Below are 21,125 nucleotides of genomic sequence, written 5' to 3'. Positions count from 1 at the left end.
GTGATCGCCGCAGCAGCCCTCAACACGAGGACTGGTCGGAAGATCCTGACAGGGACACTCGTCGGCGCTCTGCTCATTGCGGGATTCCTTGTCACCCCGCTCATTGCGGTGCCATTCGCGATCATGGGCGCTGCCGCGAGCACCGAGACGACGACGGAGCCCGCACCCGCGGTCAGCGGCACCTGGGGCTATCCCCTCGCCGGCGGCTACTCCAAGGGGCGTGGTTTCGGTCACAATCCGGTGGCCGGATGCGGCTACTGCTCCGTGAATCACCAGGGCTATGACATGGCCCAGGGATGCGGGGCGACGATCTTCGCGGCCGGCCCAGGGCGCGTCATCACAGCCGGCCCGTATCAGGGCTACGGCAACACCGTCCGGATCGATCACGGCGACGACATTGTCACGCTCTACGGCCACATGCAGTGGGAATCCCTGCGTGTCTCAGCCGGAGACGACATCACCGCGGGCACCCCCATCGGCGCCGAAGGCAACACCGGCAAGTCCTTCGGCTGCCACCTCCATTTCGAAGTCCGCAGATCAGGTAACCCGATACCTCCCGAGCCCTTCATGGCCGCATTCGGCCTGCCACTGAAGTAGTCACCGCGAAGGAGAGCGATCATGAACACCTACACCGCGCCGACGGATGTCGATATCCCCGATATCCAACCGGACTTCTCGGCCCCGTTCTTCCAGGGCTTCCAAGTCATCGCGTCCTACATCCTCGCGGGGGCGATGCTCGTCGTCCTGGTCATGCTGATCATCGCTGGCGCTGCGCTCGCGTTCCGGGGTCTCGCATCCGACCGCGTGCGCACCTGGGCAGGCGAGAACATCCTCTGGATCTTCATCGCCGCCGCAGTGCTGGGCGCCGCATCCGGTCTTTTCGGCTGGTTTGTGAACTTCGACTTCGGATTCTGATGAACCTCGTCCGAGTCCTCCGCCTCGGCTTTGCCGTCGGGATCGCACTCATGCTCGGCTCAGGAACCGCCGCGCACGCGACGGTGACGCATGCCGCAGGCCCGGTGCCGATGGCGGCGGTGCGCGGTGAGCCGTGGTCCGCACCCGCCTACCCCGTCGACTGCCAGAGCGCGGCCGACCAGGTCACCTGCACGCCAACGGATCCGAACAGCGTGACAGCCCAGCAGTGCTTCATCGGCGTCAATATCTCGGGAGAGAAGACCACTGTCTGCACCACCTTCGACGGTCATGTGCAGGCGATTCAAGCTGACGGTGGCCGCGCACTTGAGGTGAAGTACGGCTGCAGCATCGGAGACGCCGTCTGCGTCACTTTCGAGAACGCCGGTCGCGGCATGGCACTCGCCGCGACTGGGATGATGTTCTCCGTCGCCGACAACATGCGCTTTGACACCTCCACGCTGCTGTGGGCCGCCGCGCTCGACCAATGGTCGTTCTGGCAATGGGCGATCCTGATCATCACCTTCGGCGCAATGGTCTGGGCGATCGCCGCCGCAGTCGTCTCCGGCGACCGCCAAGAGCTCGTCGGTGCGCTCGTCCGCTCCTTCATCGCCATCCCCGCCGTGCCGATCACCCTTTGGCTCACCGGTCATCTGCTCAACGCCGTCGATGACATGACCTGGTACATCCTCACCGGCGACGGCCGCGACGCCCTCTACTCCACGCTCCAGTCGGTTATGTGGGCCGGCGGCCAGGCGAACTACTTCTTCGCGTTCCTCATCCACTTCATGCTCATGCTCGGGATGCTGCTCCTCATGCTCGTCTTCGCGTTCCGCAACATCGTGCTCGCAGCGCTGATCATGGTCGGGCCAGTGGCATGGATGCTGTTCCCCGTGCGCGGGATCGGGCCGCAGTGGGTCGTGCGCTACGTGTCGGCTGTCGTGGTGCTGCTTCTCACCGGTCCACTGACGATCGGTTTCATCACACTGATCATCAACGGCCTCGCATCGGTGAAGACCATCTGGAATCCGCAGTCGTGGCCGCTGATCATCGGTCTCGTTCTCGTCGCCTTCGCTCCGTTCGCGCTCTTCGGCCTGTTCAGCTTCGCCGGCGCGGTCGCGGCGGACGGGGCTGGATCGCGCCTCGGCTCCCATGGCGGACGAATGGCCGCGGGCGCAGCTCGCTCCGCCGCCCGGATACCTACCCGCCTCGGCGCACTCCCCTCGGGCATCCGTCCTGCCGGTAGTCGACCGGGCTCAACCACTCCGTCGCCGAAGCCCGCGACAACCCGCTCGACGTCCTCCACTCCGCGCGGCGCGTCGACGCCCGCCCAGACGCGCGCGACGTCAACCACGACAACACAGCGCGCAGCGGAGACCCCGACTCCCCCGGCATCTACGTCACCGCCTCGCTCAGCACAGCCTCCGCAAACCCCCAAGCCTGATCGGAGTTCGTAATGACCAGCACTTCCGAGTACGCGCGTCCCGTACGTCTGCCGCGCCGGTCGCGGCAGGGCGTCGTCATGGGCATGGACCCGTGGCAACTCGCGTTCGTCACGGCGGCCGCTCTCGTCCTGCTCATTTTCGTGAACCGCTTCGGGCCTCCCGGTTTGCTCTACGGAGCACCGATCTACTTGGCGTTCGGAGTCACGGCCCTCACCAGCATCCACGGCGTCTCCACCCCGCGAATGGCGGGGCTGTGGTTCATGAAGCAACTCCGCCATGCGACGGGCGCAACGACGGAGAAGTTCCGACCGGAGCGGCCTCGCATGGCCGGAACCCTCAACCTTCCGGGCACTCGCGCGTCGATTCAACTCTGGGACGTCAACAATGTCGCAGCGACGTACAACCCGCACGATCGTTCGGTGTCGGTGATCGCCGAACTCGAAGTGCAGGGCTTCCTCATGCAAGACCTGCCCGAGCGGTTCGATCTCGCCGAGCAGTTCGACCGGGTGCTGGGGCCCTTCACGCAGCGGCCCGGCGTCAAGCGGGTCACCCTGCAAGAGCGCACCCTGCCGACGACGATCCGCGCGGCCCGCGAGCACTACGAGAAGGTGCAACGACTTCGCAAGCTCAACCCCGAATCCCCCGTCGCCCACAACTACCAAGACGTCATGGATCGCTCCGAGCGTTTCGAGGTGGCGCACCGCAATTACATCGTGCTGACCCTCGATCTGGTCTCGCTCGGTTCCCAGCTGAAGGCGCTCGGCGGGGGCAAGGAAGCGATTGTGACCCTGGCGCAGATCGAGGCTGGCAACCTGGCCGACGCCCTGACGTCGGCCAAGATCACCGTGCGCCGCTGGCTCACGCCGCGCGATGTCGCCGCACTCGGTCGGCTGTCGTTCGACCCCGAGTTCGCACCCACTGTGCAGAACCGGCCGGAGAAGGTCGCAGGGGTCGATCCAGCGGCGATCGGTCCGATGTACCTCGAAGAGCCGAAGGGTCGGAACGGCATCGTGATGACCGACTCCGGGGTGCACACCACGATGTGGATCCACGAGTGGCCGCGATCCGACTCCCCCGTCGGCTTCCTCTCGCCGATAGTGTTCGCACGGCATCCCCACACCGGCGAAGCGATCACGCACATCTTCTCGATCGTGCTCACCCCGGTTCCGGTATCGAAGGCTCTCAAACGCATCCGCGACGAGAAAAAGGTGTGGCGCGGCAACGAATCGCTACGGGCGAAGCGCGGTGCCGACGGGTCGGCGGCGGATGCTGCGGACTGGCGTGCACTCGAACAGCGCGAACAGGAGATCACTCGAGGCCACGGCGAGTTCCAGTACGGCGCCTACCTCACGGTCACCGCACCGGATGAGGAACGCCTTGATCAGGCGATCGCCGGCATGCGTAACGCGCTGTCCCGCGCCGGCATGGAGGCGCAGATCCTTTACTGCCAGCAGGCCGAGGCGCTGATGGTCAACGCTCTTCCGATCGGGATGGGGATGAAGTGATGGTGCGGCACGCGGCATCCTTCACCCCCGCTGAACTCACGAGGCGGGAGCGGCGCGATCTGCAGCGAGAGATCGACCGAGCTCGCCACGATCAGAAGCCGGCACGCATGTCGCGTCGCGACCGCGGCCTGCCTGAGGCTGGTGTCCCAGGTCCGTTCGGTCCGGGTCTCGTCTACGGCGGGTACTGGAACCTCGCGAAGGCGTGGATCCCCGCGCATCAAGCGACCTCGCAGCACATCGCGGGAATCTATCCCTTCGTCGCCGACTCCGGACTCGGCCACCGCGGGCCGATCCTCGGGGTCGATCTGAACGCCGATGCGCTCTGGCATTTCTCGCCGTGGGAGACCTACGTCGACGAGTCCGAGCGCGGCACGTTCTCGACGAACATCCTCGTGCTCGGTGCATACCGGGGCGGGAAGTCCGCGACGGTGAAGACCCTCGTCACCCGGTCCATCGCGTTCGGCCACCAAGTCGTGGTCCCGTCCGACCCGAAGGGCGAGTGGGTGACCGTGGCCGAAGCGATTCCGGGTGGTCGCGTGATCCGACTCGGCGGTGGCACCGGCACACGGCTCAACCCGCTCGACCGCGGGCCGCGCCGAACTGACGCTACGGACGAGCAGCACGAGCAGATGGTCAAGCAGCGCCGCATCAACACGCTCATCTCTCTCATCGAGATGACGTTGGGCTCGCGCCTATCCGCCGTCGAGCATGCCGCGCTCCTCGACGCCCTCGACCGCTGCATCGACCGCACCGCAGATCGCCCAACGCTCCGCGGCGTCTACGAAGAACTCGGCGCGATCGCGAGAGACACGAGCGCCGACTTCCACGCTGCAGACGGCGCGATCCAGCCGCGATTCGTGCTCCGCCGCTTCGTCGAAGGAGATCTTTCCGGCTTGTTCGAGGACGAGTCGACGGTCGAGTTCGACCAGGCGGCTCCGATCGTGGTCACCGACACGTCCGAACTCTTCGCCCGCGGCGACCTCGCGGCGCAGCTTACCCAGGTGTGCTCGACCGCCTGGATCCAGGCCGTCATCTCGGACCGCGCGGCTCAGCGCACCCGCTACGTGGTGCGCGAAGAGGGCTGGCGTGACATGACGTCGCTGTCGTCGCTGCAGATGTTCCAGCAGTGGCTCAAGCTCTCGCGTCACTACGGCATCAGCAACATCGTGATCCTGCACAAGATGGGCGACCTCGACGCGGTGGGCGACGAGGGCTCGCTCGAGCGGTCACTCGCCTACTCGATCGTTGGCGACATCGAGAACAAGTTCATCTTCCGCGTGAACCACCAGGAGCAGGCGGCACTCCGCGCCCGCCTCAATCTGCCGGCGCCGCACGTCGAGATGGCTCGACATCTACGCAAGGGCGAGTTCCTCGCCTACGTCGGCCAGTACGCCTACCTCGTCGACTGCTTCGCCACTTCGACCGAGTGGGAGTACCTGCTCTTCACCACCGACGACGCCGTGACGGCCGCAGACCGCGATGACAGTGACCCCCCTGTCATCGATGCCGCGACGCTCGACGCACTGTGGCCAGACGCACGAGACACCGACACAGGAATAGAGGGCTGGCTCAACGCTGGTCCTCGCGAGAACACCGAGGAGCGGTGAGCCATGAGCACGATCATCAGTCACCCTCGCGCATACGCCGACGTGACCGGACGCCACATCACGTTCGTCACGCACGATGGCTACGGCGACGAGATCCAAGCTGACTCCGACGCCGATGTGCGCCACGCGATCATCCGGCGTGCGACCAGCGAGGCCCGCCGATCGGGTGCGCCGCTCGAACTGATCACCTCGGGCGACCACGGCAAGCACCGACTCCTCGTCGCACCCGACGGGCAGGTGACGCCTCTCGAGCCGCCGACACCGGCATCCAACCTGCCCGACCGACCCACCGGGCGCACCCAGACGGATGGAGAGGAGGTGAGCGAACAGGCTCCGCAGTCAACTGCGACGGAGACCGCCGCCGCACCGGCTGCGGAGCCGCCCGCTCGTCCGTCCTTCCTCAAGCCGCCGACGACCGCACCCACGGCATCGAGGGGTTGGCGCGGCGTCGCGCGACGCATCGGAATCACGGTTCGACCTGCGGCCGCGGATCGTCAGCGCGCCGAGTGGACATCCGTCGTCTCAAGGCAGTGGGCGGGATGCCGCACCATCGCGATCGCCAACGGCAAAGGTGGCGTCGGCAAGACGATGACCACCGCGATGCTATCCGCCGTATACGCCCGCGAGGGCGGCGGCAACGTGCTCGCGTGGGACAACAACGACACCCGCGGCACCCTCGGCTGGCGCACCGAGCAGGGGATGTACGACACCACGCTGCGCGACCTCGTGCCCGAGGCATCCCGTCTGCTGACACTCGGCGCGGGGGTTTCCGACATCACGCGATTTGTGCATCACCAGTCCACAGATCGATACGACGTGCTGCGCTCGAACCCAGAACTTCTCGCCACGGATCAGCGAATCGCGTCGGCCGAGTTCGACCTGCTGATGCAGGTCGCGGCCCGGTTCTACCGTCTTGTCATCTTCGACTCAGGCAATGATGAGTCGGCGGAGCGGTGGCTGCGGATGGTCGACAGCTCTTACCAGTTGGTCATCCCGACGCTCGCAACGCCAGAGTCAGCGGAGTCAGCCGCATTGCTGCTGGACGCGTTGCGCGGACGCGATGAGCGGTCGGGCGTCCTCGCGCAGCGCGCGGTCGTGATCGTCACGCAATCCGAGTCCGCGCCGACCGCGGCTCACCGGATCACGGAGGGGTTCGCCGGTCACGTCCGGGCGGTGCACGTCATCCCATTTGATCCGGCTCTCAAGGCCGGCCCGTTGCGCTTCGACGCCCTTCGCCGACGCACGCGCGATGCGTGGTTGGCCGCCGCGGCCGCGACCGCTGAGGGGTTGTGAGCGCGATGAACCAGGGCATGCTCGGAAAAGCAATCGCGGTCGTGATCGCGGCAGCGGTGGTCCTGTCTGTCGCGTTCGGATTCCTGGCAGAGTCAGTCACGCAACTCGTATGCAGTGCCCGTCCAGCGCCGGAGCACCTCTTCGCGGGACTCGCTCTCGCGATTACAGGTGACCCATCCGCGTACGCGTTGCCAGCCGGATGCGTGATGCCGGTCATGTGGATCCGCACCGCCGACGTCGCGGCCATCGTCGTCGCCGCCGCTCTGGTGGTGTGGGGGCTCGTCGCCCTGCGGCGCTACCGCGAGTCCGACCACGGGTTCCTCGCCGATCTGCGAGCGCGACCCGGATTCGCCACGTCAGCCGAGGTCCGCGACCACCTCTCCGCGAAGGCCGTCCTCCGGCGGGCCAAGCAGCTTCGCCCCGACCTCATCAAGCCGACCCCGACCGACGTCGGATGGCGCGTCGGCAAGTCACGTGGGCAGGACGTCTACGTCTCGATCGAAGACTCCGTCGCACTCGAAGGTCCGCCTCGCTCAGGTAAGGGCTACCGCGTGCTGATCTCTGCCATCGTCGACTGGTCCGGACCGTTGATCACGACCTCGACGACGAACGACAATCTCACGGCCACGATGCGGATGCGGCAGACGCGTGGCGACGTCCACGTCTTCGACCCGCAGAGGCTCTCGGGCGCGCGGCACCCACTTCGTATCTCCCCGATCGCGGGCTGTCAAGATCCGATGGTCGCCATGCAGCGCGGCAACGCGATCATCACTGGCACCGCGCTTGGCGCGTCGAGCACCAATGGCGAGTGGGCACAGGCTGCAGGCGTCGTGCTGGGTCGCCTGCTTCACGCGGCCGCCGTGGGCGGTAAGTCGATCGCTGAACTGTACGACTGGGGAACGAGCCCGGCGCAGACCCGTGACGCGGTCAACATCCTCAGGGCGGACGGCGCCCCGGGCTGGGGCGACAGCCTGGGCGCCACGATCGCCGGCGACGAGAAGCTCGTGTCGTCCATTTGGTTCGGAGTGAGCGGTGCGGTCGCGCCGCTCGCCGTGCCGCAGATTCGTGACGCGCTCTCGCCTCGGCCTGGCGACCTTGAACTAGTACCCGCAGAGTTCCTGGATGCGGCGAACACGCTGTACTTGATCGGCTCGTCGGCGGGTGCATCAGCGATGGGCGGATGGCTCGGCGCGGTGCTCGACGACATCGTCGAGGTTGCCCGCAACCGGGCGCTCGCCTCACCAGGTGCTCGACTTGCCCACCCGCTCGGACTGATCCTCGACGAGATCGCGAACATGTTCCGCTGGGGCAGCCTGCCACGGATCATGGCCGACGGCGGTGGCCGGGGCATCTGCACGTTCATCGTGTTGCAGGCGCTTTCGCAGGCCGAGACGCAATGGTCGCGCGCTGAGGCCGATACGATCTGGGCTGCCGCCACCGCGAAGGTCCTTCTCGGCGGCGCGAGCCACGTCGATCACCTGCGCGACGTCGAGTCTCTCCTGGGCATGCGTGAGACACGACGGGAGCAGCGCTCATGGTCGACGCGGGATGCGGGGTACTCGACCAGCGAGCACCATGAGCGCCGACCGCTGCTGTCGGTCGACGAGATCCGCCGGCTTCCGCCGAGCGCCGGCCTCCTGGCCTATCGCAACCGGCGCAGCGTCCTTCTCGACCTAGCTGGCTGGGACGAGCGCCGCGACGCCAGCGCGATCCAGACCGGCAAGCGCGAGACCGAGCAAGAGCAGCAGACCACGTTCGAGGAGGCTCGTCGCGCGACAATCGCTCCCCCGCCTTTTGCCGAGCGCGCCGAGGCGGTGAGTGAAGAATGACCAACCGACGGAAGCCCCTGCATGCAAAGGCCTACCGGTCGGCGTTCCTCCGATCCCGCGCATGGTTCGCGCGTCGCGACGAGTGGTTCGCGGAGCAGTCGCTGGTGCTGCATCCCCTTGCCTGCGCCGGCTGCGGTCGACCGGCGAGCAAGCGGGAACTCGAATTGCACCACCTCGACTACGCCCGCGTGCACCAGACCGACGACGGCCGCTGGGTCGCACGCGAGCGTCACGCCGACCTCGTGCCGATGCATCCCTACTGCCACGAACTGCTGCACCGACTCATCGATCGCGACGCCGTGCTGTCGCGCCACCGTACCCGTCGCGCAGCATCCGAGATCGCGCTGAAAGCACTCCGCCGCAAACTCCAGGCGCTCAACGGGACTGCGTCATGACCGACTACGACGACCCGCCAGACCTCGATGACCTGATGGCTCAGGAGATGAGTGACTTCCATCCCGACATCCGGTCGGGCTCATCGGAGCCGATCGGCGCTCGCGTCGTCGACTGGCGCACGCTGGCGGATGCGGACGCTCGTGCGGCGTGGGACTCACTCCGCGAGTGGGTGGAGTGGTTCACCGTCCGCTATCAGATCTCGGAATCGATCGTGCCGGTGTGTTGGTACAAGCACGGCAACCTCGTCGAGGAACTCTCGGCGCTGCACATCGCGCACGGCGTCGCGTTCGATTCATCGGATGCCGGATTCGGACCGATCGGGTGGCATGAACGCCTCAGCCTGGCGATCCCACGTCTCAGGAACGCGTACGCCGGTGGATGCTCGCGTGGACACAACCGGTACAAGCCCCGCTCGTGGACGAACACCGTCGACGAGCAGGAATGGAACGCATGGGCCAACCAGGCTCATGCCGAGTGAGGCGCCCAGGCACCTCGGAACGGAAGGAAGAACGATGACCACGAGAATCCCCGTCACCATCGAGGGCAACCTCACCGGTGACCCCGAGCACGGCGCAGGTGAGTCGGGCAACGAGTACGCCCGCTTCACCATCGCGGTCAACGACCGGCGCCTCAACGAGACCACCAACCGGTGGGAAGACGTCGGCACGGTGTTCCACCGCGTCGTCGTTTTCAACCAGCAGTCCCGCAACGTCGCGACGTCGCTCCGCAAGGGCGACAGCGTGATCGTCGCCGGCGACCTCCGATTCGGCACCTACACCGACAAGGAGACCGGCAACACTCGCGAAACTCGCGACATCGTCGCCGACAACATCGGCGCGTCGCTGAAGTTCGCGACCGTCCAGGTCGACCGCGCCCCAAAAGCTAGCGGCCCCGCTGCGGATCGCTCCGCCACGGGGCCAGTAGCCGAACCGGTCTCATCCACCGGCGCCGGGGTTGCTCGCTGACCCATCGCAACAGGAGAGCGGCGTGGGAGTCATCGTACTCCTGCGCCGCTCTGCGCGTGCCGGCGCGACGGTGGCCAGGCATTCCCCCGGATGCTGCGCTTCACCCAACAGGGTGGCCGGTGACTAGCGGGCTCGTCGACCCGGTCCGGTACGTCGGCATCGATCCACCAACTGGGCGTCCGAGCTACAGCCACTTCCGCAACAGATCCGTGGTCATCGCAAGGAGCCGCTTGTCGGACTTGAGGTACGCGTCCATCAAGGCGCGCGGCTCCACCCCGGGACGGTAGAGGTAGCCCTCCATCGAGACGACGGCGACCGTCTCGGCTCCTCTCCGAAGGGCCCAGTAGTGGCTATAGGGCTCCCCATGGATGCCGAGCCCGGGCGTCCCGGCGAGCTCAGAATCGACATCAGCGAATTCGCCGATCAGCCCCGCGCGTGAGAGCCCCCACTCGGAGCTGTCGAGTGATTCACTCCGCACATCCCACGGACGCCGGTCGTTGATAAGCATCGCGAGCGCGGCCGCGAAGAAGCGATAGCCGATCGCCCGTTCGGTCGTTGATGGACTGGATGATGGCGAGCCCCACCCGGCCCTTGCTTCGATGTCTTTGACGATCTCATGTGGGCCGGCGGCCTCGAGAACCGAGATCCAGTTAGCCACGATCTCACTCTGGCCGCCGCGATGGATCTGAATGGTCCCGGCTCGATTCAACATCACACGGGGAGCGACAATGCGCGGGTCTGGAGTGAACTGATCAGGGGTCGCGACGCAGAGCACGTCGTACTGGCCCCCACCGGGATGCATCTCATAGACCATCAACTCGGGATGGCGCCGCACGAGCTCTGATGCGATCCACCAGGATTGGGCGATGGCGAAGCGGCTCGATCCCCAGTTGCCGGGTGCGGGATCTGCGCTCTCGATGGTCAATCCTGTGACGCGAAGCGTGCCGTCCGGCGAAGCGAGGGATGCAGGGCGGGCCATCTGGGCCTCGAACTGGCCACGAACCTCTTCATAGACCGACTCAGCGTCGGGCTCGCCGATGTCGAACAGCGGGGTCTTGGGTTCGTACAGTTGCCAGCTCGGTGAGGTACTCGCTTTGTACCCGATCCAATGCTCCGCCGACTCCATCGGCCGCTCAACAATCGCCTTCCACCCGCGGTCGCGATACTGCTCGTGTTGGTGTGGATAGAACGGAGCCGCCTGCTCGCCATCGATCACCCACACGCCGACCGGCTCGAACGGCATTCCCTTGCCCGTCCTGACACTGTGAATCGCAATTGCCGTCACGGCGGACCCTCGCCTTCAATCAGTACTGTCGCCACGCTATCGGCGCGGAATGCTTCAACTCGCCTGCGGCCATGAACGCGCGCGCTACTCGCCCGACTTCAGATGCGACGAGAGCTCTAACATGACGCGCTCGACGTTCTCGCGCTTATCGAACGGACCCGGCATCCGGAACACTCGTGCTCCCCACGACGTCCGCTTCGACTGCATGCCCGCCACGCCCTCGCTCCCGAGCAGCACCTTCACGGGGTGGCGGAACACGCTGACGATCAGTCCGACGTGGCGGGATCGGAGGTTGTCCGCGAGTTGCGTGCTTCCGTAATGGATTTCGTCAGCACCGACGTCGCCTTCGCCACGACTCGGCCGCTTGACGACGTCGGTGAAGCCGACTCCTGCGGCGAGCGCAGCATCCTCGAAGTTCCGGCCAGCCGGCGCACGGAACAACCCGGCGGCAGCCAGCTTGCGCAACTGACCCTGACCAACCCGGCCCTGGTAGTAGTGGCCCGCCTCGACGCTCGACGGCGCGGGGTTGAGACCCACGATCATTGCGCGGGGCACGTCGGGCCACACATCAGCAAGCGTGAGGACCTCGCGCCCCATCCAGTCCTCGCGAGTCTGAAAGCCAATCAGTTCGGTCATGAGGAATCTCTATCAGGTACTTCGCCCACCGTTCGACCGCCCACGCACCGATCGATCAGCATCAGCGCCCCAGCAACGAACTTGTCCGCGCTTCGGGCGCGGCAATCGGGGCCGCGGCATCGTCGGCTTGGGCCCCAGCAGCCACGCTGCGCTCAGTCTCGAGGTACCGCCGCAGGAGGTCCTCGTGTCGTCGAGCCGCCGACTCGTACCGAGCGCGCAGCGAGCGACGCACCTGGACCAGATCGTCGTCCGACGAGTCACCTCCTGCTCGACCATGAACCCCCGCCTCCTTCGCCGCGACCTGGCTGTCGAGGCTGAGCAGTGTCTGTCGCGTCGTGCGCATCCAATGGTTCAGTTGCCGCGCTTCCTCGCCGACCGCATGCTCGGCTGGACGGGCAGCCCTCCCGAGTTCGCTCCGCGCCGCGCGCACCGAGTCGTCAATGCTGACCTCGGGGATGCCGCGCATCATGCTCTCCGCGATCTGCTCCCTCGCGGCGGTATCCGTTCGCGCAATCGCAATCGCCTCGTTGTGCGCGCGCCCGCGCGTCATGCCGACGTACAGGCCCGAGGCGTCCACGCCCGGGCCGACGATCGACGCATCCGTCGTCTCGCCCTGGATGCCGTGCACGGTCGATGCATATGCGAGATGTATGTGGTCGGCGGCGTACTCGCGGTTAACCACGCGGACGTCAACAGAGTCATTCACGCTCACCAACTCGAGCCCGGCCGACGTGATGCGACGCACAACCCACACCGCGCGGTTCTCCACGCCCGTCGCGCGATCATTGCGCCGGGTCTGCACGACGTCGCCTTCGAGCAGCCGTTGCTCACCCTGTCCAACAGCGATGCGAGCGAGCCCCAGTTCCCCACGCTCAACCCGCCGCTGCTGGATGGCCCCGTTGATCGCGTTCGCCTCTTCGTTGGTGCTCGTCACGAGAGCAACGCGACCGTGACCGGAAGCCCAGCGGAAGTAAGACTCCACCATCACGTCGCACGCTTGAACGTGATCGGACACGCGATGGACCTGGCCCCGATAAGCGAGCTCCGTCACAACGTCGAGCGCAGCTTCTTTGGATGCCGGCTCCCGCATGCGAAGAGTGAGTGCCGCATAGTCCGGATCGACGAAACGGTGTACGGCGGTCAACTCGACGACGGCCGTCGCGCGACGGGTCATCATCGCCATCGCACCCGAGTGTCCGACGGGACGAGCTTGGAGGTGGTCGCCGACCATCGCAATCCCGGCACCGGACTCGGCAGCGACTGTGGCGAGCGCATTGGCCGTGTGAAGGTCGACCATTCCGGCCTCGTCGACCACGATCCGGTCGCCTGCCGCGAACGGATACCGCCGCGGGCCTGAATAGGTGATTCCGGTGACCGGGTCGATCTCGCCAACATTGAGCCGCGTCCAGACCTCGGCGCCGGCCGCGTCGCGTCCCCACCGGAATCCGTGATCGCCGAGAAGCGCGTGCAGGCTCGAGGCCGATGCACCGATCTCCCTTCCGGCGACCGACGCAGCCTTCTTCGTAGGGGCGACCACGATCATCCGGCGCCCGCGGTGCGTGAGCGCCGCTTTCGCCAGGCGCAGCATCGTGGTCTTTCCCGCCCCCGCCGGGCCGGTCACCGACACCAGGCAATCCGTACCCGCGATCGCCGCCACCGCCTCAACCTGGCGTTCCTCGAGCTCGATGCCATCGCTGAGCACCGTGGATGCAGCATCCACAATCTCGTCATCATTGATACGCACGCCAGCGCGGCTCAGCGCATCGAAGCGGGCGGCCAGCTCAACCTTGGCGACAGCCGTGGCCGAAGCCATGTATCCCTTGATGTGCGCGGGGCGTTCTGTCTCACTATCGAGCAGGTCGACCGTCTGCTCGAGCGCGCGATCGATGGCCTCGTCGATAAGCCCCTGCAGATCTCCGCGCGGCGCGACCACCCCGGATGCCGCGACCGCCCGCGTGACACCGGCCCGAATGTCGAACAGGCTGAAACGTCCGCCGCAACTCGCTGCCCGCGCATCTGCCTCGACCACTGCCTGAGCTGCAAGCATTCCGAGGTCCAGTTCGTCGAGAGATCTGGACCTCACGGGGATCTCGTCGCGCTCGCGCGAGATCCTGTCGTCGATTGCGACGAGTTCGTCGGTGATGAGCCGTTCCCATGTCTCTTCATTGATGTCGCCGGGTTTGTTCGGGCGCGCCTTCGCCCATGCCAACCTGTCAATCCGGTGCAGCTCGTCCGGGCTCGGCTCGAGACCCGGATGGTCACTGCGCCAGGCCGCGAGCAACACCGCTCGGTTGGCCTCAATCTGAGTCGACCGCCGCGAGAGCGGACGCACCGCATGTGCGAGTTCAGCGATCTCGCCATCGGCGTTCAGCCCGAGTCCGTGACGCGCGAGGGCGCCGACCCACTGCGGATCCGTCCGCGCCGCGAGTTCCCCCTCGGCGTTGATGACCGTCTGCATCTTCATCGCCACTCGGGAGTCGACGTTCGACCACTTGCCATCCTCGCCAAGCACCTTCACGTTCAGCCACAGGTGCCGGTGGACGTGCGGGTCGAGCGCCCGCGATCTGCGGTGCTGTAGTTCGACGACCTCGATGCGGTGAAGGGATTCCCGGATGCTCCCGCCAGCGCCACGGCGCGCGTTCAGCTCGCTCTGCCAGGTCTTGATGATGCGGTCGCGGAGCCGATCTTGCAGGGCTTCGAACTCATCCGCGAGGTCGGGGTTGATCATCGCCGCGATGCTGTAGGACTTCGGTGCGTTGATCGTCCCGTCGAGGATCAGGTCGGCGTCGGGCGAGGTGAGGTCTCGACCTCGACGCTCATCGGTCGCTGGGTCACGGCCGTCGACCCAGCGGCGAAGCTGCTGTTCGTCGAGGGTGTCCGTGGTGATGACGCCGGCTTCGACTGTGAATCGGCTAACCCCCACGTGACCGGCTTCGCCGTAGATCGTGAGCGCAACGACGCCGGCCACCTCGCGGAGGTGTGAGTCACACGACCCCTGGAACGCGTACGCGAGTGCTTGTCGAACCCCGTGGGATCCGACACCCCTTTTCCAGCGCTCCAGGCCTCCGCGCACGAATCCAGGATAGGAGTGAATTGCTTAACTCGCTAGACGTTCCACAGAAAGTGCCTGCGTGCATCACAGTTCTTGGATTACAGTTCTGGGATCGCCGCATGTTGGCTATGCAGATGCCCATACGCGCGCATCCGTAGCCGCTATCCGTGCTCCTTCGTGGTCGGCAAGTCGCTCGGCGATGGTCGCCACGGCGAGCGCGGGCGGGAGGACCTCAGAGAATTTGAGGCCGGCCAACGCGTTCGGCGACGCTGCGGGAAGGACGGTCGACCAGTCGACGTCCTCGAGCGCGGCGGCGAGCCTGCCTGCCGCTTCATCGCCCCGCAAGCGCACTCTGAAGTTGTCCGGACGCTGTGCGTCGTCGGCGATGCCCGGTAGACCCGCGATGAGGGTGGCATTGGCGCGGCCACCTGCCCATGTCCACCACCAGACGTCGGTGCCGTCGCGGAGCAAGACCAGTCCTCGCGGTGAGACCTCGATGTCGTGGGTCTCGCGAAGTCCGAGCAGCTTCTCGAATGCTCTCTTCGAGACGGTGACGTCGGGGCTTTCCCCGAGAAGCACTTCCCGCTCTGCCCTCGCCAGCGCGAAGGTGAGAGGCGCGGCATCGCCCATCCAGCGCATCTTCGCGTGAGCGTCGGCCGGCTCGACGTAACAGCGTTGGCGTTTCCAGTCGATGTAGGTGACTTCCCACGATCGGGCGGCGAGCACGATGATGCGTGGCCCTTCGACCTTGCGGGTCAGCACGATGGGATCGACCTTGCCGAGTTCCTCCCGGCCCAGGACGACTGTGAATTCCGGGCTCGCCGTGAAGACGGAGACGATGTCCATGAAGTTCCGATGCCCGTACCGGCGCTCGGTTTCCGGCCCGACGAAGAGCATTCCGCCGTCTGATTCGAGGTGGCCAGACTCAACCAGCCAGTCGACGATCTCCTTCGCGCCATCGTCGAACATGGGGAGCCCATGCCACCAGTCACTCCAGACGTTCGCCCCGATGCGATGCTCCTGGAGGCAGAGCGCGATGACCTGTTGAGCCGCGATGTGACGTGGGCTGGGCGGCGCGGATACCGGCTCGACGTATCCACGCGACCAGAGCAGAAGCAAGCCGGCCGCCTGGAGCAGACCGTCATCGGTGGTGGTCAGAAACAGCGCGTTACGAGTCGAACCATGTCGCCGCCCAGTGCGGCCGAGTCGCTGGAGGAAGGACGCGACCGTTCGTGGTGAGTTGATCTGGATGACGCGGTCAAGATCGCCGACGTCAATACCGAGCTCCAGGGTGGACGTCGAGACGATCACGCAATCGCGAGCCTCCGCGAACGCCTGCTCAGCTCGGCGGCGTTCGTCGATCGAGAGCGACGAGTGGGAGACGAACGTGGTGATGTCACGCTCTCGCAGGGAACGAGCAAGCTCCTCGACCTCGCGTCTCGACTCGCAGAAGACCAATCGCTTCTCGCCTAGGTGCAGCATCGAGATGACCTTCGCCGCGTTGGCCAGCGATCCGACGTGGTCGAGTGTCACGTCGCCCGGCGGACGTCCTGCCTGCGCGACCACGTCGGGCGCGATGACCGACGAGGGACGGTCTCCTGCACCCGACCCTTGGAGCCAGCGAAGCAGGTCGTCGGGATTACCGACCGTGGCGGACAATCCGATGCGCTGGATCGGATGGCCGGCCAGCTTCTCCAGCCGCTCAAGCACGGCGAGGAGGTGCCAGCCTCGGTCGTCACCCGCGAACGCGTGGACCTCATCGACGACGATGGCGCGAACGTTGGCGAAGTGCTCCCTGGGGTTGACCTTTGTCGAGACAAGCATCGCTTCGAGCGACTCTGGCGTGGTGAGGAGGACGTCCGGCGGGTTCTTGAGGATCGCTTGCCGCCGTCCCTGTGTGGTGTCGCCGTGCCAGAGCTCGGCTCGTCTACCTAACCACTCCGCGTAGGTCTGGAGTCGGGGTTCAAGATTGTTGAGGAGTGCGCGCAGCGGGCAGACGTAGAGCACAGACAGCCCGCGCCATCCTTCGTTCGCCGCCCGCGTCAGTACCGGGAAGGTTGCGGCTTCCGTTTTCCCGCCGGCCGTCGGCGCGAGAAGGAGGGCGTCCTCACCCCGGAGAACTGGACCAACTGCGGCCTCTTGGAGAGGCCGCAGTCCTGGCCAGCCGAGCGAGTTGACAACGTGGTGCAACATCGCGGGATGAAGGTCGCTGGCACTCACAGCTCGATGTCGTCCACGTTGTTGCTTCCTGCGGCGGCGTTCCGTTCGATGTCGTTGAGTTCACCGGAACTCACCGTGAGCTTGTAGTCGCGTCTCGGGTCGAAGTCCTCGAACTGGTCAACACGGTCGAGCACGTCTCCGACGAGCTTCTTCAGGAACACTCGTGGGGCGACGCCCACCCTGCCGCCAAGAGAGCCGGCAACAGCAGACGCGAGCGTGGCGACGTACTTGTCATCGACGAGTGCGTGGAGACGCTCCGCCGAGTCGCTGCCCCCGGCGTACAGGTCGCGAACGGTGGATCCAACTTCCCGCAACAGGTCAGGGCTGAATCCGGAGAGTCGAAGTTGAACTGCCCGCGGGTTGTCGAACTTGGCGTCGGCGGTGAAGTCAGTGGCGAGCCGTTGGGCGAGCGGCGGAAGGCGCTGCATTCCCTGTGTGCCGTCGAAGAAGGCAGGTGTTCCTGTGATGAGCAGGTACAACCCGGGGAACCGTCCTCCGTCGACCTCGTCGACGAGTTGGCGCAGCGCGTTCAGGGCCTTCTCGCGCACGTCGGTGCGAACGCGCTGGAGCGTTTCGACCTCATCAAGGATGAGCAGGAGACCCGGATGCCCGGAGTCGCGCAGGACGGTCAGCAGGCCCTGAAGAAATCCGAACGCGCCGAAGTGGTCGAGGTCCCCGCGCACGCCGGCCGTTCGTCGGATCGACGCCGCGACGTGTGGTTGTCCACCGAGCCAGGCGACGAGTCCCTCGGCGGTGGCTTCGTCACCGCCGAGCTGTGCGTGCCGATATGCGCGAAGCGCCGCGGCGAATGCTGGGGTCGTGCGCGAGACATCTGCAAGTCGCTTGTCGACCAGCGTGTCAACGGAGTCACCTTCGGACTCAAGGGCGAACAGCCACGCGTCGAGGACCGGACGAAAGGCCGAGGGTGGGAACTCGGCGGTTTCAAGCGACTCACACACACGCCGGTACACGGTCTCCAGCTTGTGCAGCGGAGTCTCCGTTTCGGACACCTGCACTTCGGCAACCGCCATGCCAAGGCGCTTGGCGCGCTCGCCGAGCCAACGGGAGAAGAATGTCTTGCCTGAGCCGTACTCGCCGCGGACGGCCTTGAACACGGCTCCACCGGACCTCACGCTGTCCAGTTCGGCGTCGAGTGCAACCTCGAACTTGCCGAGGCCAACGGCGAGGAGGTCGAGTCCGTTGTGGGGCACCGTGCCTCGTCGGAGCGCGTGGAGCACTTCGCGGCGGCGACGCGCACTGACGACGGCGCTCATGCGCTGACTCCGAACTGTTCCTTCAGGAGGTCGAGGTCGAGCACGACCGTAACGCCGTCAGCGTCGCGGTCAAGAACGGGATACTGCTCGACGTTGAGCAGACGCTGTGCCATCGGCAGAGCGCCGCTCAATCGAACGACCGGCACGCCAAGTGCGATTGCGGCAGTCGCCTGGTCGATACGGTTGCCCGGCGAAGCGATGAGATGGCGAAGGACAGCCGCGATCTGCTCGTCGGAGAGCGTGACGCGCTGGGCGCGCTTGCGCTGCTCTGCGAACGTAGTTGAGGCAATGACCTTGGCCGCAAGGTCATCCTGGCTTGTCTGCTCAATCTCGTCGAAGAGAGTCGGCGCCTGGGTCCTTGGCAGCAGTGTGGGGGGCCTCACAGTAGTCTCGGCGCGCTCGATGACCTCCGCCGCAACGGGCGAGTTCCACCACAGTGGCTGTTGAGGAGGCGCCAAGACCCATCCGGATGGGGGCTCACCGGGAGTGAGGACGTGGAGCGGTACAACGACTTCCGCCGGCGCGGCGCCGCCATGGTAACCAGCCTTGAGTGGTCCGTACCTGAGCAGTTCGTCGACGGCGAGGATGGCGTCGCCATCGTGCATCAGCACTCGGTCGCCGGCGATCCTCACCTCTCCGACCGCAGCCGCCGGTCCACCTTCAGCGGGCCTGGAACGGTTGCTCGAGGTTGGCCCGACCGAGATCGACCGTCCCTCGCGTCGTTCGACAACGTGTCCATGGTCGGAAGTCAGTACGACGGTGCGACCCGCTCGGCGTGCTCGTTCCAGGAGGGGGCGCAGGTGCGAGACAGCGTCCGCAGTCCAGTCAATGCCTGGATCGGAACGATCGAGGGCGTCGTCGATCGTATTCAGCACGCACGCGACGACGCTGATTCCGTCGATGTTGTCGACCGCTGTGCCGACGTCTGGTGAGAGCGCGAAGCCAGCACCCGAGGTTTCCAGGCTGAGCTTGTGGAACAAAGCGCTTGTCAGTCCGTGTGCCCGCATGAACGATGAGAAGCCGCTCCGCTCCGCGTCCTGTTGCCCGGTTACGAGAGCGCCGGAGAGGAGGCTACATCGCGAGACCTCGGTCAGCGACGGGAGAGCGGACACGACAACGCTACGTCGGTTGCGTCCCTTGGGCAGGCACTCAAGCCAGGTGTCGTAGCGTCGCTCGATGTCGTCAATGATCTCGGTCGCCACGGCGGCACTCATCCCGTCCGCGACGATGAGGAGGACCGGAAGGGGTTGCTTGGCAAGGGGTGCGACGACCCTGGCGAGGACCTCTTCGATCGGAAGCACATCCTCGGGCAGGTGCCCATTCGCAACAATCTGAGCGGCGATCCCGGCAGCAAACTCGATGTCATGCTTGCTTCGTCTGAGGCGCGCGGCCGCGATAATGGCTCGCAAGCCTTGCGAGAGTGAGTCCTCGTCCACGCCGCGCCAGGCGTCGGAGTAGGCGCGGTCAACCCAGGCATCGGTGTCGCGATGGCGCAAGAGTGCTTGACCAACGTCTTGAACCGTTCCCGAGTCCGACGCCAGCCAACGGGCGAGTCGGACACCGGCGATTGCCCGCTCGACGCGAAACTCGTCGCGGTGAGCCGCAAGGGCGTGGGCCTGAACTCGGCCCGCGGCCGACTCGATTGACGCGAGCGCTTGCGGATCCGCGAGTGGTGCGTCTGGAGACGAGGCAAGTGCTTTGGCAGCGCTCCTGGCGACTGCGCGACGCAGCGCCTCGCCTAGTGCCGCCAGTCGAGAAGTAAGGCTCGAACGCAGATAGATCGAGGCATCGACCCCGGAGCCGGCGCGCAGTTCATCGACCAAGCCGTCAGCGCGCGCCAGGACGCGTCCGGTTTGCCGAGCGGACGGATCGTCGGACCGGGACAACAGTGTTCGCGTGACCTCCTCAGCTGGAGCCACAAGCGCGGAGAGTTGGTCGGCGGTGATGTTGGACAGGTTCAGCTGCTGCACGCGAAGAAGCACCCACGGCTCAGAACCGGGGTGGCAGGCAAGCACGGCCCGCCCGGCCAAGCCGAGAGGGACGACGTCCTCGACCCGCTCGGATCGAAGTAGGTGCGAAACCAACGGCGCAGCCTTGCCGCATCGAGAGGCGAGCCACTCAATGACCGTGTCGGCGAGCGGCTCACCTGCTACTTGTCGGAGATCCTTCAGAAGTGCTGCACGACCGGAGCCAGCCGCCCACCCCAAGACTTCCTCAGGAGCGACGCTCTCCGACAAGTCGCTGAGTCCGAGTTGACGGTTCGCAACGGCCACACAGACGTGGTCGAGAGTAAGGAAGCCTGCGCGGGCAGGCGGCCAGGGAGCGTCGCCCTTGGCGGCGAGGATGCCAGCAGCGAGGTCGCGCGCCCGGGGGTGGACGACGAGCCGCCGGTCGATGCGAGTTGCGCCGAACTGGTCTCGTACGGCGTCCCACGGGTCAGGATTGCGCAGCACCCCGCCGTAGAAGTGGGAGGTGATGCCGACGCCGAGCTCGTTCTCGTCTCGTTCGGTAAGGATGACGAGCCAGCCCCCGTCGCGCCGCGAGCGCAGCGCCTCCCGTACGGCCAGTGCGGACACGCACGGAGCGACCCGAACCTTGAAGTCGCCGAACTGGAACTCGTCCGGTCCCGGCCACGACGCGGGAGCCCGCAGACCGAGGACTCCGGTCTGCACCGTTCCTCCACGCGACGCCTTGTCCAGCAGCGAT

Annotated in this window: 16 protein-coding genes; 10 read left to right on the top strand and 6 right to left on the bottom strand. The window is 66.1% G+C overall.

Annotated elements, in window-relative coordinates; genetic code table 11:
* The 10 genes from MRBLWS13_RS17300 (at position 1) to MRBLWS13_RS17255 (ending at position 9,952) form a co-directional block, all read left to right on the top strand.
* A complete protein-coding gene (locus tag MRBLWS13_RS17300) occupies positions 1 to 597 on the top strand; it encodes a M23 family metallopeptidase (RefSeq protein ID WP_349426559.1) in 597 nt (198 codons plus the stop codon).
* 21 nt (positions 598 to 618) lie between these two features.
* The gene (locus tag MRBLWS13_RS17295; RefSeq protein ID WP_349426558.1) at positions 619 to 915 is read left to right on the top strand and encodes a hypothetical protein; all 297 of its coding nucleotides are present in this window, start codon (positions 619 to 621) and stop codon (positions 913 to 915) included.
* Positions 915 to 2,369: a hypothetical protein gene (locus MRBLWS13_RS17290; protein WP_349426557.1), complete on the top strand. Its 1,455-nt coding sequence runs from the start codon at positions 915 to 917 to the stop codon at positions 2,367 to 2,369. Before MRBLWS13_RS17295 ends, MRBLWS13_RS17290 begins: the two co-directional genes overlap by 1 nt.
* A complete protein-coding gene (locus tag MRBLWS13_RS17285) occupies positions 2,369 to 3,862 on the top strand; it encodes an SCO6880 family protein (RefSeq protein WP_349426556.1) in 1,494 nt (497 codons plus the stop codon). The genes MRBLWS13_RS17290 and MRBLWS13_RS17285 overlap by 1 nt, the downstream gene beginning before the upstream one ends.
* A 107-nt stretch (positions 3,863 to 3,969) precedes the next feature.
* On the top strand, positions 3,970 to 5,469 hold the full coding sequence (locus tag MRBLWS13_RS17280) for a hypothetical protein (protein ID WP_349426555.1): 1,500 nt from the start codon (positions 3,970 to 3,972) through the stop codon (positions 5,467 to 5,469).
* A 3-nt stretch (positions 5,470 to 5,472) separates the two neighbouring features.
* Complete coding sequence (locus MRBLWS13_RS17275) at positions 5,473 to 6,762, top strand: AAA family ATPase (protein ID WP_349426554.1); 1,290 nt, start codon at positions 5,473 to 5,475, stop codon at positions 6,760 to 6,762.
* Positions 6,763 to 6,767: 5 nt separating this feature from the next.
* Positions 6,768 to 8,591 carry a TraM recognition domain-containing protein gene (locus MRBLWS13_RS17270; RefSeq protein WP_349429090.1) on the top strand — a complete coding sequence of 608 codons (1,824 nt, stop codon included), beginning with the start codon at positions 6,768 to 6,770 and terminating at the stop codon, positions 8,589 to 8,591.
* Complete coding sequence (locus MRBLWS13_RS17265) at positions 8,588 to 8,986, top strand: hypothetical protein (RefSeq protein WP_349426553.1); 399 nt, start codon at positions 8,588 to 8,590, stop codon at positions 8,984 to 8,986. Before MRBLWS13_RS17270 ends, MRBLWS13_RS17265 begins: the two co-directional genes overlap by 4 nt.
* The gene (locus tag MRBLWS13_RS17260) at positions 8,983 to 9,465 is read left to right on the top strand and encodes a hypothetical protein (RefSeq protein ID WP_349426552.1); all 483 of its coding nucleotides are present in this window, start codon (positions 8,983 to 8,985) and stop codon (positions 9,463 to 9,465) included. The genes MRBLWS13_RS17265 and MRBLWS13_RS17260 overlap by 4 nt, the downstream gene beginning before the upstream one ends.
* A 34-nt stretch (positions 9,466 to 9,499) precedes the next feature.
* Positions 9,500 to 9,952, top strand: coding sequence for a single-stranded DNA-binding protein (locus MRBLWS13_RS17255; RefSeq protein WP_163618037.1), 453 nt, complete (start codon positions 9,500 to 9,502; stop codon positions 9,950 to 9,952).
* A 184-nt stretch (positions 9,953 to 10,136) separates the two neighbouring features.
* Here MRBLWS13_RS17255 and MRBLWS13_RS17250 read toward each other — a convergent pair whose 3' ends face one another.
* The 6 genes from MRBLWS13_RS17250 to pglZ all read right to left on the bottom strand — a co-directional run bounded on the left by MRBLWS13_RS17250 (position 10,137) and on the right by pglZ (position 21,091).
* Complete coding sequence (locus MRBLWS13_RS17250; protein WP_349426551.1) at positions 10,137 to 11,237, bottom strand: hypothetical protein; 1,101 nt, start codon at positions 11,235 to 11,237, stop codon at positions 10,137 to 10,139.
* Between the two features lie 84 nt (positions 11,238 to 11,321).
* On the bottom strand, positions 11,322 to 11,873 hold the full coding sequence (locus tag MRBLWS13_RS17245) for a uracil-DNA glycosylase family protein (RefSeq protein WP_349426550.1): 552 nt from the start codon (positions 11,871 to 11,873) through the stop codon (positions 11,322 to 11,324).
* Positions 11,874 to 11,934: 61 nt separating this feature from the next.
* Positions 11,935 to 14,841 carry an AAA family ATPase gene (locus MRBLWS13_RS17240; RefSeq protein WP_349426549.1) on the bottom strand — a complete coding sequence of 969 codons (2,907 nt, stop codon included), beginning with the start codon at positions 14,839 to 14,841 and terminating at the stop codon, positions 11,935 to 11,937.
* Between the two features lie 210 nt (positions 14,842 to 15,051).
* Positions 15,052 to 17,145 (bottom strand): DEAD/DEAH box helicase, encoded by a 2,094-nt coding sequence (locus MRBLWS13_RS17235; protein WP_349426548.1) that lies wholly within the window; start codon positions 17,143 to 17,145, stop codon positions 15,052 to 15,054.
* Positions 17,142 to 18,419: a BREX system ATP-binding protein BrxD gene (brxD, locus tag MRBLWS13_RS17230; protein ID WP_349426547.1), complete on the bottom strand. Its 1,278-nt coding sequence runs from the start codon at positions 18,417 to 18,419 to the stop codon at positions 17,142 to 17,144. Before brxD ends, MRBLWS13_RS17235 begins: the two co-directional genes overlap by 4 nt.
* Positions 18,416 to 21,091: a BREX-2 system phosphatase PglZ gene (gene pglZ / locus MRBLWS13_RS17225; RefSeq protein ID WP_349426546.1), complete on the bottom strand. Its 2,676-nt coding sequence runs from the start codon at positions 21,089 to 21,091 to the stop codon at positions 18,416 to 18,418. The genes brxD and pglZ overlap by 4 nt, the downstream gene beginning before the upstream one ends.
* Positions 21,092 to 21,125: the final 34 nt, after the last annotated feature.

It is taken from the genome of Microbacterium sp. LWS13-1.2 (genome assembly GCF_040144835.1).
In the GTDB taxonomy this organism is placed as follows: domain Bacteria; phylum Actinomycetota; class Actinomycetes; order Actinomycetales; family Microbacteriaceae; genus Microbacterium.
The sequence above is the reverse complement of the archived record's forward strand: the minus strand, read 5'-3'. Positions and strand labels throughout refer to the sequence as shown.

What these genes read in the sequence shown, in the direction of transcription:
- MRBLWS13_RS17295 (WP_349426558.1), top strand. Translation starts at nt 619, where the DNA reads ATGAACACCTACACCGCGCCGACGGATGTCGATATCCCCGATATCCAA.
- MRBLWS13_RS17290 (WP_349426557.1), top strand. Translation starts at nt 915, where the DNA reads ATGAACCTCGTCCGAGTCCTCCGCCTCGGCTTTGCCGTCGGGATCGCA.
- MRBLWS13_RS17285 (WP_349426556.1), top strand. Translation starts at nt 2,369, where the DNA reads ATGACCAGCACTTCCGAGTACGCGCGTCCCGTACGTCTGCCGCGCCGG.
- MRBLWS13_RS17280 (WP_349426555.1), top strand. Translation starts at nt 3,970, where the DNA reads ATGTCGCGTCGCGACCGCGGCCTGCCTGAGGCTGGTGTCCCAGGTCCG.
- MRBLWS13_RS17275 (WP_349426554.1), top strand. Translation starts at nt 5,473, where the DNA reads ATGAGCACGATCATCAGTCACCCTCGCGCATACGCCGACGTGACCGGA.
- MRBLWS13_RS17270 (WP_349429090.1), top strand. Translation starts at nt 6,768, where the DNA reads ATGAACCAGGGCATGCTCGGAAAAGCAATCGCGGTCGTGATCGCGGCA.
- MRBLWS13_RS17265 (WP_349426553.1), top strand. Translation starts at nt 8,588, where the DNA reads ATGACCAACCGACGGAAGCCCCTGCATGCAAAGGCCTACCGGTCGGCG.
- MRBLWS13_RS17260 (WP_349426552.1), top strand. Translation starts at nt 8,983, where the DNA reads ATGACCGACTACGACGACCCGCCAGACCTCGATGACCTGATGGCTCAG.
- MRBLWS13_RS17255 (WP_163618037.1), top strand. Translation starts at nt 9,500, where the DNA reads ATGACCACGAGAATCCCCGTCACCATCGAGGGCAACCTCACCGGTGAC.
- MRBLWS13_RS17245 (WP_349426550.1), bottom strand. Translation starts at nt 11,873, where the DNA reads ATGACCGAACTGATTGGCTTTCAGACTCGCGAGGACTGGATGGGGCGC.
- brxD (WP_349426547.1), bottom strand. Translation starts at nt 18,419, where the DNA reads ATGAGCGCCGTCGTCAGTGCGCGTCGCCGCCGCGAAGTGCTCCACGCG.